The sequence below is a fragment of the Pseudostreptobacillus sp. genome, assembly GCF_977040545.1.
In genome coordinates, this window is record NZ_CDRRBS010000003.1 from 1 (window position 1) to 17,670 (window position 17,670).

General features: G+C 24.5%; 15 protein-coding genes and 4 tRNA genes. 11 read left to right on the plus strand and 8 right to left on the minus strand.

Features of this window, described 5'->3' with window-relative positions:
• The 8 genes from ACWYO2_RS00370 to dinB form a co-directional block, all read right to left on the minus strand.
• Positions 1 to 889: NFACT family protein (locus ACWYO2_RS00370; RefSeq protein ID WP_455514515.1), on the minus strand; the 889-nt coding region annotated here is incomplete at its 3' end.
• A gap of 2 nt (positions 890 to 891) precedes the next feature.
• On the minus strand, positions 892 to 1,551 hold the full coding sequence (locus ACWYO2_RS00375) for a MarR family winged helix-turn-helix transcriptional regulator (protein ID WP_455514516.1): 660 nt from the start codon (positions 1,549 to 1,551) through the stop codon (positions 892 to 894).
• 1 nt (position 1,552) lies between these two features.
• The gene (gene rpe, locus ACWYO2_RS00380) at positions 1,553 to 2,200 is read right to left on the minus strand and encodes a ribulose-phosphate 3-epimerase (protein ID WP_455514517.1); all 648 of its coding nucleotides are present in this window, start codon (positions 2,198 to 2,200) and stop codon (positions 1,553 to 1,555) included.
• An 11-nt stretch (positions 2,201 to 2,211) separates the two neighbouring features.
• Positions 2,212 to 3,087 carry a ribosome small subunit-dependent GTPase A gene (gene rsgA, locus ACWYO2_RS00385; RefSeq protein WP_455514518.1) on the minus strand — a complete coding sequence of 292 codons (876 nt, stop codon included), beginning with the start codon at positions 3,085 to 3,087 and terminating at the stop codon, positions 2,212 to 2,214.
• Entirely contained in the window at positions 3,087 to 3,935 is an 849-nt protein-coding gene (locus tag ACWYO2_RS00390; RefSeq protein WP_455514519.1) for a PASTA domain-containing protein, read from the minus strand. Before ACWYO2_RS00390 ends, rsgA begins: the two co-directional genes overlap by 1 nt.
• A 215-nt stretch (positions 3,936 to 4,150) precedes the next feature.
• On the minus strand, positions 4,151 to 4,576 hold the full coding sequence (locus tag ACWYO2_RS00395) for a hypothetical protein (protein WP_455514520.1): 426 nt from the start codon (positions 4,574 to 4,576) through the stop codon (positions 4,151 to 4,153).
• A gap of 2 nt (positions 4,577 to 4,578) precedes the next feature.
• On the minus strand, positions 4,579 to 5,019 hold the full coding sequence (locus ACWYO2_RS00400) for a hypothetical protein (protein WP_455514521.1): 441 nt from the start codon (positions 5,017 to 5,019) through the stop codon (positions 4,579 to 4,581).
• Between the two features lie 62 nt (positions 5,020 to 5,081).
• The gene (gene dinB, locus ACWYO2_RS00405) at positions 5,082 to 6,263 is read right to left on the minus strand and encodes a DNA polymerase IV (protein WP_455514522.1); all 1,182 of its coding nucleotides are present in this window, start codon (positions 6,261 to 6,263) and stop codon (positions 5,082 to 5,084) included.
• A 108-nt stretch (positions 6,264 to 6,371) separates the two neighbouring features.
• Here dinB and ACWYO2_RS00410 point away from each other — a divergent pair, with 108 nt between their 5' ends.
• The 11 genes from ACWYO2_RS00410 to ACWYO2_RS00460 all read left to right on the plus strand — a co-directional run bounded on the left by ACWYO2_RS00410 (position 6,372) and on the right by ACWYO2_RS00460 (position 17,646).
• Entirely contained in the window at positions 6,372 to 8,258 is a 1,887-nt protein-coding gene (locus tag ACWYO2_RS00410; RefSeq protein ID WP_455514523.1) for an ABC-F family ATP-binding cassette domain-containing protein, read from the plus strand.
• Positions 8,259 to 8,322: 64 nt separating this feature from the next.
• Complete coding sequence (locus ACWYO2_RS00415) at positions 8,323 to 9,540, plus strand: UDP-N-acetylmuramoyl-tripeptide--D-alanyl-D-alanine ligase (RefSeq protein WP_455514524.1); 1,218 nt, start codon at positions 8,323 to 8,325, stop codon at positions 9,538 to 9,540.
• Positions 9,540 to 10,628 carry a phospho-N-acetylmuramoyl-pentapeptide-transferase gene (gene mraY / locus ACWYO2_RS00420; protein WP_455514525.1) on the plus strand — a complete coding sequence of 363 codons (1,089 nt, stop codon included), beginning with the start codon at positions 9,540 to 9,542 and terminating at the stop codon, positions 10,626 to 10,628. The genes ACWYO2_RS00415 and mraY overlap by 1 nt, the downstream gene beginning before the upstream one ends.
• Before the next feature lie 11 nt (positions 10,629 to 10,639).
• Entirely contained in the window at positions 10,640 to 12,013 is a 1,374-nt protein-coding gene (gene murD / locus ACWYO2_RS00425; protein ID WP_455514526.1) for a UDP-N-acetylmuramoyl-L-alanine--D-glutamate ligase, read from the plus strand.
• Positions 12,006 to 13,163, plus strand: a complete 1,158-nt coding sequence (locus ACWYO2_RS00430; protein WP_455514527.1) for an FtsW/RodA/SpoVE family cell cycle protein — start codon at positions 12,006 to 12,008, stop codon at positions 13,161 to 13,163. Before murD ends, ACWYO2_RS00430 begins: the two co-directional genes overlap by 8 nt.
• Before the next feature lie 2 nt (positions 13,164 to 13,165).
• Positions 13,166 to 14,206: an undecaprenyldiphospho-muramoylpentapeptide beta-N-acetylglucosaminyltransferase gene (murG, locus tag ACWYO2_RS00435; protein ID WP_455514528.1), complete on the plus strand. Its 1,041-nt coding sequence runs from the start codon at positions 13,166 to 13,168 to the stop codon at positions 14,204 to 14,206.
• A gap of 48 nt (positions 14,207 to 14,254) precedes the next feature.
• Positions 14,255 to 17,146: an autotransporter domain-containing protein gene (locus ACWYO2_RS00440; protein ID WP_455514529.1), complete on the plus strand. Its 2,892-nt coding sequence runs from the start codon at positions 14,255 to 14,257 to the stop codon at positions 17,144 to 17,146.
• Positions 17,147 to 17,313: 167 nt separating this feature from the next.
• Positions 17,314 to 17,390, plus strand: a tRNA-Pro gene (locus ACWYO2_RS00445).
• Position 17,391: 1 nt separating this feature from the next.
• Positions 17,392 to 17,467: transfer RNA gene (locus ACWYO2_RS00450), tRNA-Gly, on the plus strand.
• 11 nt (positions 17,468 to 17,478) lie between these two features.
• A tRNA-His gene (locus ACWYO2_RS00455) sits at positions 17,479 to 17,554 on the plus strand.
• A gap of 8 nt (positions 17,555 to 17,562) precedes the next feature.
• Positions 17,563 to 17,646, plus strand: a tRNA-Leu gene (locus tag ACWYO2_RS00460).
• The last annotated feature ends 24 nt before the right edge of the window (positions 17,647 to 17,670 follow it).

A 17,670-nucleotide genomic window follows, 5' to 3' on the forward strand; every position in this document is an offset into this window, starting at 1 on the left:
ATCTATATTCTTCAAAGTTTGAATCTTTAATTATATCTTTTTCTATATTTTCAAGTATTTTATTATTCTTTTTTATTTTATTTAAAAGATATTTTTCAATATTTCTTTTTTTATCTCTTATAGAGCTAGTATTAATATATTCTTCAAAATATGAATTTATAGCCTCATTTAAACTATTATATTCATTAATTTCATAATTATTAAATTTAGAAAAATTATTATAGCTTAAATATACACTATCATTATTTTTAAATATATAACCTTTATATGATGAAGAAAGTTGTTTTCTCTTATCAATATTGCTATATGTATCATTAGCAAATATATTTCCTATTCCTTTTATTTTATCTATCATTTCTTTCGAAGATTCAAATATTGATGTGAAATCTAGTTCCTTTTTAGTTGTTTCAAAATATTCATATTTTGAATTTATAGCGTAAAATCTTTTGTTTTCTATACTTACATTATTATTAAATATATTAATGATTTTAAAATTATTATCTAATAAAAATAAATTAGAATGTTTTCCCATCACTTCAAATATTAAATAATTAATATCCATTTCTCCTGTAATATTTATTCTTTTAAATTTGAAAGATATAATTCTATCGTAATTTAATAATTGAATATCTTCTAATTGACTATGATCTAAATATTTTTTTATAGATAAAATAAAACTAGAAGATATGTTAATGTTTTCATCTTTTTGATTTTTAATATATACGATTGATTGATTATCTTTTATTTGAAAAAACAAATTTTTTTTAGGGAATATTAAAGAAAATGAATGATTATCGTATTGCATAATCTTGCTAACTTTAAAGTTTATAAGCTCTTGTTTTAATTCTTCTACAAGAAATTTGAGACCTATAGTATCAAAATATATCATTATTATCCTTTCTTAATTCCTAATACATAGTGAGCTTGATCACGAGTAAGTAATTTTTCGTGCTCATTTAATTTGATTCTTATAGAATTTGTATGTATATCTATTATTTCAATTATAGTTTTAAGTTGTATTCCAATTTCAGATAATGCAAGTCTTATGACACTATTACCTTTAACTTCACTAACTTCAATTACATCTCCTTTTGAAAATGTATTAATAGATTCAGGTTCTAAGTTAAGTTTTAATGATTTCATATTATTTAGTATTTCTTCAAATGTATCTATAAATTCTAATAATTTATTTTCAGGAATATTTTTAGTAACTTTTTCAAGTGTTGTTGTATGAAAATTACCATGATAATTGAATGCTACTAATCCTTTTTTATTAAGGCTTACATAAACTTTTCTTTTATCAGATTTAGATCTAACGCGATTTAAAAACTTTTTTTCTTCTAATTTATTTACAGCTGTAGAAGTAGTTCCCATAGTTATTCCTAATCTTTGAGATAAATCTTTTATTGTTATTTTTTCAAGTCCAATACATTCTATTATATGCAACTCAGTAGTAGTAAGACATTTTATAGCTTGACTTAAATTTATTTCTTCCATTTTATAATAAGTTTTATAGAAATTATCTATAATTAGTTCCATTTTTTCGTACATGTTATTTTTCCTCGTTTAGTAAAGAATTAACTTTTTCAGAATAGTTTCCTGAAAAAACGTATGAACCAGCAACTAAAATATTAGCTCCAGCTTCTATTACAAGTTTTGCAGTTTCATTATTTATTCCACCATCTACTTGTATATCTATGTGTGGAAATTTATTTCTTATTTTTCTAATTTTTTCTATCATTTGATTTAAAAATTTTTGTCCACCAAAACCAGGGTTTACAGTCATTACTAATATTAAATCAAGTTTTTCATATATATTATCAAGAAAAGCAATATCAGTTGCAGGATTTATTGCAACACCAGCTTTTAAACCTCTTGCTTTTATTAGTTGAAGTGCTCTATCAAGATGTTTAGTAGCCTCAACATGTATACTTATACTTTGAACTCCTGCATCAGCCATAGTATCTATATACCATTCTGGATTTTCTATCATTAAATGTGCATCAAAGTATAGGTTTGAATCTTTTCTTATAGCTTTTACTATATCTGCTCCAAAACTAATGTTTGGAACAAAATTACCATCCATTACATCTAAGTGTAACCATTTAGCTTTGGTATTTTCTATTGCTTTTACCTCTTCTTTTAGTTTAGAAAAATCAGCTGCTAATAATGATGGTGCGATTATTATTTCTTTTTTCATATATATCTCCTTTATTTCATGTTTTTTATTATTAAATTGTAAAAATCATATCTTGTTTTATTTATGTTTTCTTTAACATTGCAATTTGGTTCTGTAATATGAGAACAATTCTTAAATTTACATTTAGTTGATAGTTCATTTATTTCAGGAAAATATTCTTTTATTTCTAGTATGTCATTTAATTTAGGGAATTCTATACTAGAAAAACCAGGAGTATCTATTATAAATCCATCAAGAAAAGGTAAAAATCTAGTATCAACGGTAGTATTTCTACCTTTTTTAGTTTTTTGACTAACTTCATTTGTTTTTAAAGTATTACTACCAATTATATTATTTATTAATGTAGATTTACCAACACCACTTGGACCTGAAATTATAACATCTTTATGTTTTATAAAGTTTTTAAATTCTTCTATATCTTTATTTTTAGTTGAAATGAAAAATAAATTTAAATAAGGAAAATTATTTTCAAGAAAAACTTTTAAATTATTTTTCTCTTCATTATTCAAAAGATCCGATTTTGTTATAACTAATATAGGATTTAAATTATTTTTATGAATTTTAAGTAAACTTTTTTGAAATGCAATTATATCAAAATCAGGTTCTTTGGCTGAGAAAAATAGAGCTATATAATCTATATTTGATATTAAAGGTCTATCGATAAAGTTTTTTCTTTCTTTTATTGTTTCTATAACATTAAGCTCATCATCAAATTCTACGATATCTCCTATAATGCAATTATCTTTTCTATTTTTTATTTTTAAATTTCCCCTAAGTTTAGCTTGTATTAAAGAATTTTCAAAATCATTTATATTTTTAAATGCTGTAAAGGGGTAAATAAAATATACCCCTTTAATTTTTCTTATCACTTTCCCATACTTAATCATTAATTTCCCCCATTTTTCTTTTCTAAATCTTTTAATGTTTCGTTTAGGATATTTTCTATATTTTTATTTTCTTCAGTATCTTTAGGTTTTTCGTTTGTTTTTTCTTCTTGTATTATATCATCTATAGATTTATTAACTTCTATACCTGTATTTAAAACAATACTTATATTTGTATTTTTATTTACACGACTTCCAGGTAATGGATTAGTTGCAATTATTGCGTTTTGTGGGAATGAAGGATCTTTAGCATCACTTATTAGATTTATCTTTAATCCTATTTGAGCTAATATTTTTGTTGCTTCATTTTTATCTAATCCGATTAAATTAGGCATAGTTGTATTATCTATTAATGATTTAGAAGAAACAAGTAAAGATATTTTAGTTGTAATTCCGACTTTTTTACCAGCTTTTGGATATACTGCAAGAACAGTATCTTCTTGAATATTATCAGTTGGCATATAGTCTATTCTTTGAATATCTATATTTAGTTCATCAAGATATCTTCTAGCTTCTATTAAAGTTTTACCTGCAAGTTCAGGAATTTCTTGACTATCACTTTTATTTACCCATAATTTAACTTCTCTATTTACTTTAACTACAGAATTTTCTTTAGGATCTTGTAAAAAAGTGAAATTTTCATTAACATCACCTGATTTAGAATATATTATATGATATTTTAATCTTGCTTTTTTAGCTAGATTTATAGCATCTTTTTCATTCATAAATAGTAGATTAGGTACAACAGTTTCTTTTTTATTATAGAAATGAGATACAAATGTTGCTCTACCTAAGGTTATGATTATTAGTAAAGAAATAACATATATTATATATTTTTGTCTCTTGTTCATTTTTTACCTCTTAACTTTTATTTATTATATAATTATATCATATTATTGGACTTTGATTCAAATTTTTCTTAAAAGTTGTTTCGTGTAGATGTAAATATAAAAAATGCACCTTAAAACTAATTGTTATGTTTAGTTTTTTGGTACATGTTTTAATGAAAATAGAATATTTACAAGTATATAATCTAAATTTAATTATTTGTTTAAAACTTGAGATACTATATTTCGTGAATACTAAATTGTTCTTCCTTTTTATCAAATCTTAATTCATAAGTTTTGTCAGGTTCTATATTTACATTTATTTTCATAGGACCCCAAACTGTAGTTACCCTTTTATGTAATATACCAGGTCTAGTTGAAGTTGCTCTTACTGTTAATTCTCTATTACCAGGTTTTAAATATATACCATATTTCATACCTTCAACAAATACAGAAGAGCTCTCATTATCATCTACTTTTAAAATCTCTATTGTTTGAGTTATTATACCAATAGATTTATTTTTAGTAAATAATTTAGAAGCTCCAGGATTTTCTTGTAAAAATTTATTTGAATTCTTATTAGTAAAATATTTAGATAAAAGTGTACCTCCTATTCCAACTATAATTACTGCAGCAATGTAATAAAACATTATGTTTTTATCCATTTTTATTTCTCCTTTCTATTAATTTCAATTTTTATTGCTTTTTGTTTTTTGCCAATAACACCAATTTCATTTAATAAATCATTGTATTGATTAGAAGATAAAAAATCACAATCTAATTCTTCTTTTTTACCATCTTTATCTATTAAAGTTAATTCTTGACCGGAATCACCAGAAACAGCTTTTATGCTATAAAAGTTTATATCAAATTCTTTTTTCTTTCCTTTATATAAATAGATTAACATATTATTATCTATTATTATTTTTGTTTTTATATAGGAATATATCATATATAAAGAAAGAAGTATAAATATACCCAAAATAATATATATTATATTCCAATTGACATTAAAAATATCAAGTAGTACAGATATAAAAAGTCCTAAAAATATAGTTGATAGTATATTGAATAAAATTGTGTACCATTTTATGTTGTATTCTTTCATAATTATCTCCTTTTTTAATTTTAATTAGATAGTATTTTTATAGGTTGTAAAAAATATAGTTATTAAAGTTTTTTATTTATATTAGAAAATTTAACAGAATTAGGTCCAAATTTATTGTTAATTTCAAACATAACCTTATCGATTTTTTTAATTTTTTCATATTCATCTTTTTCTTCAAAAAGTGATATTTGATCATTTGTACCTTCTTCGATTAAATTAATGGCACGAATAGTTAAGGCTCTTATTGGTTTATTCCATTTATATTTTTTAAATAAATCCATAGCAGTATTAGTTATAATTAAAGAACTAGATGTTATTGTTGGAAGTTCACATTGTAATTGTTTATCATTAAATTGATTATCTCGGATTACGATTTGAATATTTTTGGCTTCCAATCTATGTTTTTTAAGTTTGTTTGAAATTTCATAAGTTAGATTTTGAAAAGCACTTCTAATATCATTTATTTTTGTTAAATCATTACGAAAAGTTTTTCCATTTCCTATACTTTTAGGACTTGCTATATACATATTAGCATCTACTATTTCATCATCTATACCATTAACTCTTTTCCAAAGTATTCTTCCGTGTTTTCCAAGTTTTTGTTCCAATAATGAAATATCACAATTTGCAAGCTCACCTATAGTTTTTAAATTCATTTCTTCTAGTATTTTAAAAGTTGATTTACCTACACCTATTATTTCATTTGTAACAAGTGGCCATACTATATTTTTAAAATTTTCTTTTGATATATATGTTATAGCATCTGGTTTTTTAAGATCACTTCCTAATTTTGCAAAAGTTTTAGTAAAACTAACTCCTATACTTACTGTAACTCCAATTTCTTTTTTCACTCTTTCTTTAATTTCTTCAGCGATATTTTCTACATTACCAAATAATTTTAAAGAACCTGTTACATCTAACCAGCATTCATCAAGACCAAAAGGCTCTACTTGATCTGTGTATGAATAATATATATTTTGAATTAGTTTTGAATATTTTTTATATTCCTCATATTGTGGTGGAACTATAATAAGATTTGGACATTTTTTCTTAGCTTGCCATACAGTTTCAGCAGTTTTAACTCCAAATTTTTTAGCTTCATAAGATTTTGCAAGAACAATTCCGTGTCTATCATCTTCAGAACCACATACTGCAACTGGAAGCCCTTTAAGATTAGGGTTTAACATAATTTCAATAGAAGCAAAAAAATTATTAACATCAATGTGTAAAATAGTCCTATCCATATAACCTCCTGTAACAATTATACAATATTTTATATTTTTCTTCAATATTTAGTTTGTCAAATTTTTTAATAACTAGTATAATATTTATATATAGATGAAAGGGGAATTATGAATTTAATACAATTTAATAATGTTTATAAACAATATACAGGAGAATATATATTAAAAAATGTTACATTTAGTATAAATGATGGAGATAAAATAGGAATGATAGGGTTAAATGGTGTGGGTAAATCAAGTATTATTAAAATAATACTAGGTCAAGAAAATCATGATGGTTCTATAGAAAATATTAATGAAAAAGGTAGTGTTTTTGTTAACCCTAATATGAAAATAGGATATTTATCACAAATACATAAATTTGATTCTGAGAATAATAGTGTATATGAAGAATTGCTAAGTGTTTTTTCTGAACAAAGAAATATATTACATGATATAGAAAAAATAAGTTTAAGAATGGCAATAGAAGAAAATGTAGATAATTTAATGGAAGAATATAATAGTCTTAATGAAAAATATGAGGCTATGGATGGATATAATATGGAATACAAGATAAAACAAGTAATGCAAGGTCTTGAATTAAATGATTTTAAGGAAAGTCAAATTAAATCTTTATCTGGAGGAGAAAAAACTCGTGTAACACTTGCTAAATTATTATTAGAAGAGCCTGATTTACTGATACTAGATGAGCCAACTAACCATTTAGATATATTATCTATTGAATGGTTGGAGGAGTATTTGAAAAAATATGGTAAATCTTTTTTACTTGTTTCTCATGATAGAATATTTCTTGATTCAGTATGTAATAAAATATATGAATTAGAAAGAGGAAAAGTTGAACAATATAATGGTAATTTTTCTGATTTTGTAATCCAAAAAGAATTGATTTTAAAAGGTGAAATAAAGCGTTTTGAAAAAGAAACTGAAAAAATAAAAAAGATGGAGGAATATATAACAAGATTTAAAGCAGGAATAAAAGCAAAGCAAGCAAGAGGTAGACAAAAGATACTCGATAGATTAAATAGAATGGATGATCCAGTATTTAATCCGAATAGAATGAAACTTAAGTTTGATATATCATCAAGTTCAGCAGATAGAGTTTTAAGTGTGAAAAATCTTTCTAAAAGTTTTGATGGTAAAAAAGTATTAAATAATATTTCATTTGATATGTATAAGGGGGATAAAGTTGGAATAATAGGTAAAAATGGTATAGGAAAATCTACTCTCTTAAAAATACTTATGGGTATAAAAAATCAAGATGATGGTGAATTTAAATTTGGAGAAAGAGTAAAGTTGGGATATTATGATCAAGATCATCAAAATTTATTTCCTGAAAACAATATATTACAAGAAATAAATACATCTTTAAATTATACAGAAGAATATTTAAGAAGTAAGGCAGCGAGCTTTCTTTTTGTTGGAGATGATGTTTTAAAACCTGTTTCAAAACTTTCTGGTGGAGAAAAAGTTAGACTTTCTTTATTAAAACTTTCTGAACAAAAAGGAAATCTTTTATTATTAGATGAGCCTACTAACCATTTAGATATATATTCAATAGAAGTTCTAGAAGATGCTTTAATAGATTATGAAGGTTCTTTATTATTAGTATCTCATAATAGACATTTTATAAATTCTGTTTGTAATAAAATATATTATTTATCAGAAGATGGTCTTGAAGAATTTAAAGGAAATTTTGATGAGTATAAGATGAAAATATCTGAAAAAGAATTATATAATAATAAAAATAAAGAAGAATCTGATTATTTTAAACGTAAAGAAGAAAAAAAACTTGAAAGTTCAAGAAAAAAAGAGTTAGAGAAAATAGAAAAAAACATAGAAGAAATAGGAATAAGAATAGAAAAATTAAATTTAAATATGGATGAAGCAGGAAAGAAAAATGATTTAGGTTTAATGCTTGAAATTCAGAAAGAATTAGATGATTTAAAAATATTAGAAGATGAACTTTTAGAAAAATGGACAAATTTTTCTGATTAAATTGTAATTAGATTTGTTAAGTGATATAATTAATATAAACTAAGAAATGAAAAGAGGGTTTTAAATGAAAAAACTTGATTGTTTATCAAACCTTATAGGTAGGAAAATAGATATATTAGATTATGATTTTAAAGTTACGATGGATTCTAGAAAAGCAGATAAAAACACACTATTTTTTGCTATAAATAAAGGTAATGAGTATGCAAAAGAAGCTGAAAATAAAGGTGCTTTTGTAATTTATGATAATAAAAATATAGAAATAAAAAATGGATTTTTAGTAGAAAATACAATTAAATTTATGCAAGAATTTGCAAAAGAGTATAGAGATAAAAAAGATTTTGTGGTTATAGGTATAACAGGGTCTAATGGTAAAACTACTGTTAAAGATATACTTTACTCTGTTCTTGTTGATAAAGGTGAAAAAGTTTATAAAACACAAGGTAATTACAATAATCATATAGGTATGCCTTATACTATACTTTCAGCTAAAGATGAAGATAAATACCTTTTACTTGAGATGGGGATGTCAGCTTTAGGAGAAATAGATTTACTTGCAAGTATAGCAAAACCTGATTATTCTATAATAACGAATATAGGTCAATCACATCTTGAATATCTAAAAACAGAAGAAAATGTATTCAAGGCAAAAAGTGAAATAATAAAACATACTAAAAAAATTGTTTTTGTAAATGGAGAAGATAAATATTTATCTACTTTGAGTGGAGAAAATATATTTAAAGTAATAAAAGAATATACTAAAACAAATTTATTTGGGGAACATAATCAAGTAAATATTTCTATAGTTAAAAGTTTATTAGAAAAAATAGGATATAAAGATTTAAATTTTGGGAATATTAGACTTACTTCTGGTAGGTATCAAGAAATTGAAGGTAAATATAGATATATAAATGATGCATATAATGCTTCGCCTCTTTCTATGAGTGCATCAATTTTAACTTTTTCTGAAATGTATAATGAAGATTATAAAATAATTGTTTTAGGGGATATGCTTGAATTAGGGGATAATGAAATAAAATTCCATGAAGATATATCATATGATTTAGATAAGGCAAAATATGATAGATTATATTTATATGGACCTAGAATGAAATATTTATATAAAAAATTAAAAGATTTAGAATATGTAAATGTATACTGGTTTGAAGATAAGGAAGAAATAAAGAAAGATATAAATAATATAAAAGTTAATAAAAAAATAACAATTCTATTAAAAGGTTCTAGGGGAATGCGTATGGAAGAAGTTATGGAAGGGATTGATTAATGTTATATTTAATTCAAAGTTTATTTTTAGATAAGTTGCCTTATTTAAGAGTTTTTAAGTCAATAGCGATAAGAATGGGGATTGCTTTTTTTATCTCATTTATATTTATGTTAGTGTTAGGTAAACCGTTTATAAAATGGTTAAAGAAGAAAAAATTTGGAGACAGTATAAGAGAAGATGGACCTGATACACATTTTTCAAAAGCAGGGACACCTACTATGGGTGGATTATTAATAATAACTTCTATGTTATTTTCTATGATTATAACAGGTAATTTTAATAATAAATTTACTATATTTTTATTCTTTATGACTATAATATTTTCAACTATAGGGTTATATGATGATTATTTAAAATTAACTCAAAGTAAAAAAGGGCTTTCAAGTAAGAAAAAATTGATAGCACAAACAATTATGACTTTTATAGTATTTGCCTTTGTATATATAGGAGGATTGGTTAATGATACAATAGATTTTTCAATAATTAATCCTTTTGTTAAAAATTCATATATACATTTAGGACCGATTTTATTTTTCATATTTATGTTCTTTATTATAGTTGGGACATCAAATGCTGTTAATTTAACAGATGGATTAGATGGTCTATCTGGGACTCAGATTATAGTTGTAAGTACAACACTTATGTTTGTGGCATATACTGTTGGACAATATAACTGGGCTGAATATATAAATGTATATTATGTAAGAGATGCAGGAGAAATAGCAGTATTCTTAGCTTCTCTTGTAGGTGGAGTTATGGGATTTGTTTGGTATAATTTTTATCCAGCTCAAATGTTCATGGGAGATGTAGGTTCTTTAACTATTGGAGGTTTATTAGGTACAATATTTATATTAATAAAACAAGAATTATTATTACCTATAATGGGATTAATATTTATAGCAGAAGCACTTTCAGTAATTATACAAGTTTATTCATATAGAAAATATAAGAAAAGGGTATTTTTAATGGCGCCTATACATCATCATTTTGAAAAAATGGGATTGCCTGAAAGTAAAATAACAATAAGATTTTTCATAGTTACTATAATAACGTGTATAATAGCTTTAATGATTTTAAAAATTAGATAGGGGATGTATTTATGATTATAGTATTTGGTGCAGGAATAAGTGGTTTAGGAGCTGTTAAGCTTTTAGAATCAAAAGGCAAAGAAGTGGCTTTAATAGATGATAAAGTTTCTAAATTAAAAACTGAAGATGGACTACGTTTTATAGAAGAAAAAGAAATAGAGTATATAGTTAAATCTCCTGGAATTTCTTTTAAATCTAAATTAATAACTAAAGCTATGGAAAAAAATATACCTATATATTCAGAAATAGATATAGCTTATGAGTATATGGATAAAAATATAGAGATAATAGCATTTACAGGAACGAATGGTAAAACTACGACTTGTACTAAAACTTATGAATTATTTAAAAAAGCTGGTTTTAGAGTTGAACTTGGTGGAAATGTTGGTAAATCTTACGCTGAAATAGTTTATGAAAATAAAGAATTAGACTATATTGTTTTAGAATTAAGTAGTTATCAGTTAGAACATAGTCCAAAAATCAAACCTAAAATTGCCGGAATAATAAATTTAACACCTGATCATTTAAGTAGATATGATAGTATAGAGGATTATTATTTAACTAAATTTAATATTTTTAGAAATCAAGATAAAAAAGATTATGTTATAGTAAATATGGAAGATAATAATTTTATATCTCTATCAGATAAGGTTAAAGATAGTGAAAATTATACAAAACCTAAAAGACTTTTTGTTAGTAAACAGGATAAAGGTAATATATTTATTCATGAAACAGATATATATATTATGAAAGATTTATCATCTAGATATAATCCTAAATTTAATATACATCAACAGGCTGAAGTTTTAATGAATAAAGATGAAATAAGTCTTAAAGGTGAACATAATTTAGAAAACACACTTTTCATAATAGCTGCAGCTAAAATTTGTAATATACCTAATAAAGTTATAAAAAATTTTTTAGTTGAAACAAAAAGTATAGAACATAGAATGGAAGAGTTCTTTAAAATATCAGAAAGTATATTTGTTAATGATTCAAAAGGAACTAATGTAGATTCTACAATAAAAGCTATTAATTCATATAAAGAAGATGTATGTTTAATATGTGGAGGAGAAGATAAAAAAGTTCCTTTAGAAGAATTAGCTAAATCTATAAAAAATAAAGTTGAATTTACTTTTATTTATGGAGAAAATAGATTTCTTATTGAAAACGAATTAAAAAAAGTAGGGTATAATAAATATAAATTATTTGAAACAGTGGATGAATGTATAGATAATATAAAAGAAAGTTATAAATTTGATATTAAAAGATATTTTCTATTTTCACCTGCTACTTCAAGTTTTGATCAATTTGCTAATTTTGAAAAAAGAGGCGAATATTTTAAAAATATAGTATTTAAAAAGTTGGGCGATATTAATGTATAAATTTTTGAAAATATCAGATAGAAAGGGATTAATAACATACTTTTTAGTTTGTATAATTGCTTTATCTTTTGTAGGGATTTTAAATCAATATAGTTTAAGTGTTCCTGAAGATTTAAAAAATTCTTTAGGAAGAACTTTTTATTGGACAGCAATGAAACATCTTGTATTTATCATTTGTGGGCTTAGTTTGTTATTTTTTGTTTTGATATCAAAGTTAGATTTGCTTGATAAAATTTTTAATAACGATATAATTCTTTTTTTATTTTTATTGATTAGTATAGGGTCAGTTATTACAGTTCCATTTTTTGGAAAACAGGTAAATGGAGCAAGAAGATGGTATGATTTAAAATTTTTTAACTTTCAACCTTCAGAATTTTTGAAAATATTTATTATACTTTCTGTAGCTCTTTTAATACAATATATGTATGTTACAATTAAAAAGAATAGGACAATTTATATTTTTTCTATTTTTAAAGTAACAAAAATTGGACTTACATATTTTTTATCATTTATTTTTGTACTTGTACTTTGTGGTTTCATATATCGTTCTCATGCTTTATCTTCAGCGTTGCAAATAATTTTAATATTTTTGGTTATGTATTCTTTTTATGATGCAATACCATATATTTATGTATTTTTGACAACAATATTTGTAGGATTAGCAGGAGTTGGAGGTATATTAAGTACGGCTTATAGAAGGGATAGATTAGGATTAACAGAACAAGCTCAACTTTCTTTAAAATCAATAGCAAGAGGTGGTATAAGAGGCGCTGGATATCAGGAAGGACTTTCACGTAATTTTTATCTTCCTGAAGTTCAAACAGATTATGTATTTGCTGGATTTGCTGAAGAATGGGGATTTATTGGATTTATTTTTATTTTATTTCTAATTTTATTTTTAGTTTTATTACTATTTTATGCAAGTAATTTTACAAAAACTATATTTGAAAAAATGGTTTTAATAGGAACGGCAGTAATGATATTAAATCAAACTATATTACACATGTTGATAAATTTATCTTTAGCACCATCAACAGGTGTTACATTACCTTTTTTAAGTTATGGAGGTACATCTACAGGAGTTCTATACATTATGCTTGCTATTTGTTTAAGTATAATGTTGAAATTTAATGATTATTTGGAGGTTTAAATATGAGTAAAATATTAATAACAACAGGAGGTACAGGAGGTCATATATATCCTGCGCTTTCTGTAGCAGATAAATTAAAAGAAAAAGGTCATGATATTGTATTTATAGGTACAAAACATAGAATGGAAAAGGATTTAATACCTAATAAGGGTTATAAATTTTATGGTTTAGATGTTATACCTATAAAATCTATATCAGGAATGTTAAAACTTTTAAAAAGTATATTTGATGCAAGAAATATACTTAAGGAAGAAAATGTAGATTATGTTATAGGATTTGGAAACTATATTTCTATTCCTTCTTTAATCGCAGCTAAAACTTTGAATAAAAAAATATATTTACAAGAACAAAATGTTAGTATGGGTCAAGCTAATAGATGGTTTTTCCCTTATGCAGAAAAAGTATTTTTAGCCTTTTCTGAAACTCTTAGAAGTGTTGGAGATAAGTATAAAAATAAATTTGTGGTTACTGGAAATCCTTTGAGAAATGAATTTTATCAAATTTCAAAAGAGGATGCACGTAAGTCTTTGAATATACCTCAAGATTCTAAAGTTTTAGTTGTTATGGGAGGTTCACTTGGTGCCAAAAATATAAATGAAGCAGTAAAGAAAAAGATAGATTTATTTGAAGGAAATAAAATAATATATTGGGCAACGGGTAAAGAATTATATAAATACTATGTTAACGAAGTAGATGAGGGAGAAAATGTAGTAGTTGTACCATATTTTGAAGATTCGTATAATATAATGGCAGCTGCAGATTTACTTTTATGTCGTGCGGGAGCCTCTACAATATCTGAAGTTATAGAACTTGAAAAGCCTACTATACTGATTCCGTATAATTATGTGGGACAAAAAGAAAATTCTGAAATATTAGAAGGTATAAATGCAAGTAAAGTATATACAAATGAAGAAGTTGATATTGCGGTAGAAGATGCTATTAAATTATTAGATGATAAAAATATGTTAGAATTTATGAGTGAAAATATTAAAGAAATTAAACCAGGAAATGCTGTAGATAATATATCTAAGTATTTTGAATAAAATCAGGAGTTTTAATACTCTTGATTTTTTGAATAATCAAGGAGGCGTATGAGAAGGTTAATAATAATGTTTTTTATTAGTTTATTAGTAGCGTGTAGTAGTGTTGAAAATAATGTTAAAGACCATGCTAGTTTACAAGAACCTAAGAAAAAAGTTGAAATATTTGTAGAAGATAATCCTGAAAATCAAGTGTATATATTTGAAAGTATGGTAAATAAAGAAACTTTAGATAAAATAAAAGTATTAAATGGTGCGACTGTTAATAATATATCCAAAGAGACAGAAGGTAGTGCAACTAAAGATCATGCTGAAAAAGTTGTCAAAGCTTTTGCTGACACTAATTTAGATTTTAAATTAAATAGTAATGATGAATTAGATGGAAGAAGGATTAAAGTAAATATAGGCTCTTTTGCAGATTACGATGAAAGATACGATGCCAAGGGTATAATAAATATGTCTTATGGATATACCGTATATAGTAATAGAATGAAAGGATTAAATAGTGATTCTACATACTTTGATAAACCTTTAGATGATAATTTTTCAAATGAGTATGATTATTTTATAGATGAATTTTCAAACGCATTATTTGATAAGGATTATAATAAAAATAACCAGTTGAAGATTAAATCATTAGGGAATGAAGGAGATGAAGACATTGAAGATTATTTTACTACTAGTATAGCTCATACACTTTATCAAGTTTTATCTCCAGAAATGCAAAAATTAGCAAGAAGTGAGGTTATACAAGTAAAAAATATGTATAATCCGAGTGGGCCTCTTAAGCTTCGTTTAAACAGTATAACAAGATTAGGGTATGAAGATAATCATGTAACACTTGAAAATGGGAACAAATATTATGAAGTAGAAAATGAAAGACATAATTCTAAACCATTTTTACTTAGATCAAATACTGTTGTAGATGCTGGATTTATAGATGATGAAACTGGTTCTAGTTTTGCTGCCCCACATATAACAAGGCTTGCTTATGAAATAAAAAGAAAATATCCGTTTTTGACGTATAATCAAGTTAAACAAGTTATTCTTACAACTACAGATAGTGATGGAAGTGGATATTTAAGTGATAAAATAGGTTGGGGTGTGGCAAACAATAAAAGAGCATTGAAAGGGTTTGGAGCATTTAATGCCGGTCTTATAGAAGAAATGAAATTTTTTGAAGATAATTCAAAAATTTTTGAAAAGGATGATACAGGTAAAATAAATTTTTATGAGTATTTAAATATACCTAATGGAAGTTATACATTTGAAAATAATATAGGCGGCGGATTAAAAGGTGATGGTAATAATACAGGAAATATTTACTATAAATTAAAAGGAAGAAAAGAAAATTCAGGGCCTAAAGAAAATTTTGAAATAAGATTACCAAAAGTTCTTGATAGCGAAAAGAATTATTATGAAAATGTAGCTAGTGCAGGACTTAGAAAAGATGGTAAAGGAGAACTTATTCTTACAGGAAAACAGGAATATAAAGGAAAAACTCAAATTTTTGACGGTAGTTTAGTGCTTAAAAATGACTCCTTATCAAAATATGAAGTTTTTAAAGATGCTAAATTAACATTAGATGGTAAAAATTTAAATATAAATAATGATATAGTATCTGATGGAATTGTAGAATTTTTGGCTAATAAAACAAATTTAAAAGAATATAGTGCTTCACCTAACTCTGAAACAATAATACATACAAATAAGAAAATAGTGAGTGATAAATTTATTGTTAAAGGTAAGTTAAAACTTGATTTTGGTGAAATTTTGAATTTAGATGGTAGCTCTATAATAGAATCAAAATATATAGATTTATCAAAATCTGAGATTAAAAATTTATTTCTTGAAAAAAAATTGTTTTTAAATAATAAACTTACAGTTAATGATATATGGAGAAGTTTGAAAGATTTATCGGAAAGTGAAAAAAGAAATATACCTAGTTATGATATAAATAAGAAAAAGTTTTTTGATTCTTTTACTAAAAATGGATATTCACCTACTTTATTTACAAGTGTTTTAAATCTTTCAAGTGATAATAAAGAAAAGGCTATATCTCAAATATTTACTGATAATTACACATCGTTTATAACTAATTTATTTGAAATAGCTAATAATGTATCTATTAATCAAAGTTCAAATTTAATGGATATCATAAATAAAAATAAAACTTTTTACTATAATCCAAGTGTTGTAACGAATTTATTTAAAAAAGATAATTATACCTCTTTTTCTAATGTGTTGGTTTCAAATATTGTGGGTACAGATTTTACTTTAAATGATAATATTAGATTAGGATTATTTTTAGGGAGCCATAATAATTCATTAACTTTTGAAAATGATTCTAAATTTATTTCTAAAAATTATCAATTAGGAATAAAAATTGGGAGTAACATAGGAAATTTACTAATTTCAAATACTTCATCATATATATATTCTTCTTCTGATGTTAATAGAAAAGTAAATGGGGAAGATAAAAAAACTAATATTACATCAAATTTAATGACAAATGATTTAGAAATAGGTTATATTTTTGGTTTAGATAATTCAAAAATTCTTCCTAGTATAAATTTTGGAGTTCAAAATTTAAAGGTTAATAAATTTAAAGAAAAAGGTAAAATTTTAAATGTTGAAATGGAAAATAATAGTGTTGTAAAATTTAAAGTGGGAGCTAATTTAGATATTTTAAGTGCTTTAAATAAAAATGTTGAACTAATAAATAATTTTAAATTTTCTTCATATTTAAATGAAACTGTAAATCTTAAAGGTAAATTAGGAGGTATAGAAACTGAATTTTCTGGTAAAAATTTAGAAAAGTATTTATTTGAATATAGATTAGGAATTAATTTGAAAAAAAATAATTTTAAAATAAATATGAATTTTGGCATAAATAATCAAAATAATATTAAAGCTGAATTTAAAATTAAATATGAAATTTAAAAAATTTATTTGAAAAATAAGTGTATTTAATCTTGTGAAAATAGGGTTAAATACACTTTTTATTGATGTGTTATATAATTTTATAATTTAAAAAATAAAAAAAATTTATTTCTATATTGACATAAAGAATAAAATATGATAATATATTTATTGTCCAAAAGAGATAACGGTGTATAGCGCAGCTCGGTAGCGCACTTGCCTTGGGAGCAAGGGGTCACAGGTTCAAATCCTGTTACACCGACCATGCGGGAATAACTCAGTTGGTAGAGTGTCAGCCTTCCAAGCTGAATGTCGCGAGTTCGAACCTCGTTTCCCGCTCCATTTTTTTTATGGTGACCGTAGTTCAGTTGGTAGAGCGCCAGTTTGTGGATCTGGTTGTCGCGGGTTCAAGTCCCGTCGGTCACCCCATATAATATGCATGAGTGGCGAAATTGGTATACGCACTAGACTTAGGATCTAGCGTCTCCGACATGTGGGTTCGAGTCCCACCTTGTGCACCATTTTAAATGATATTCATTTGAATA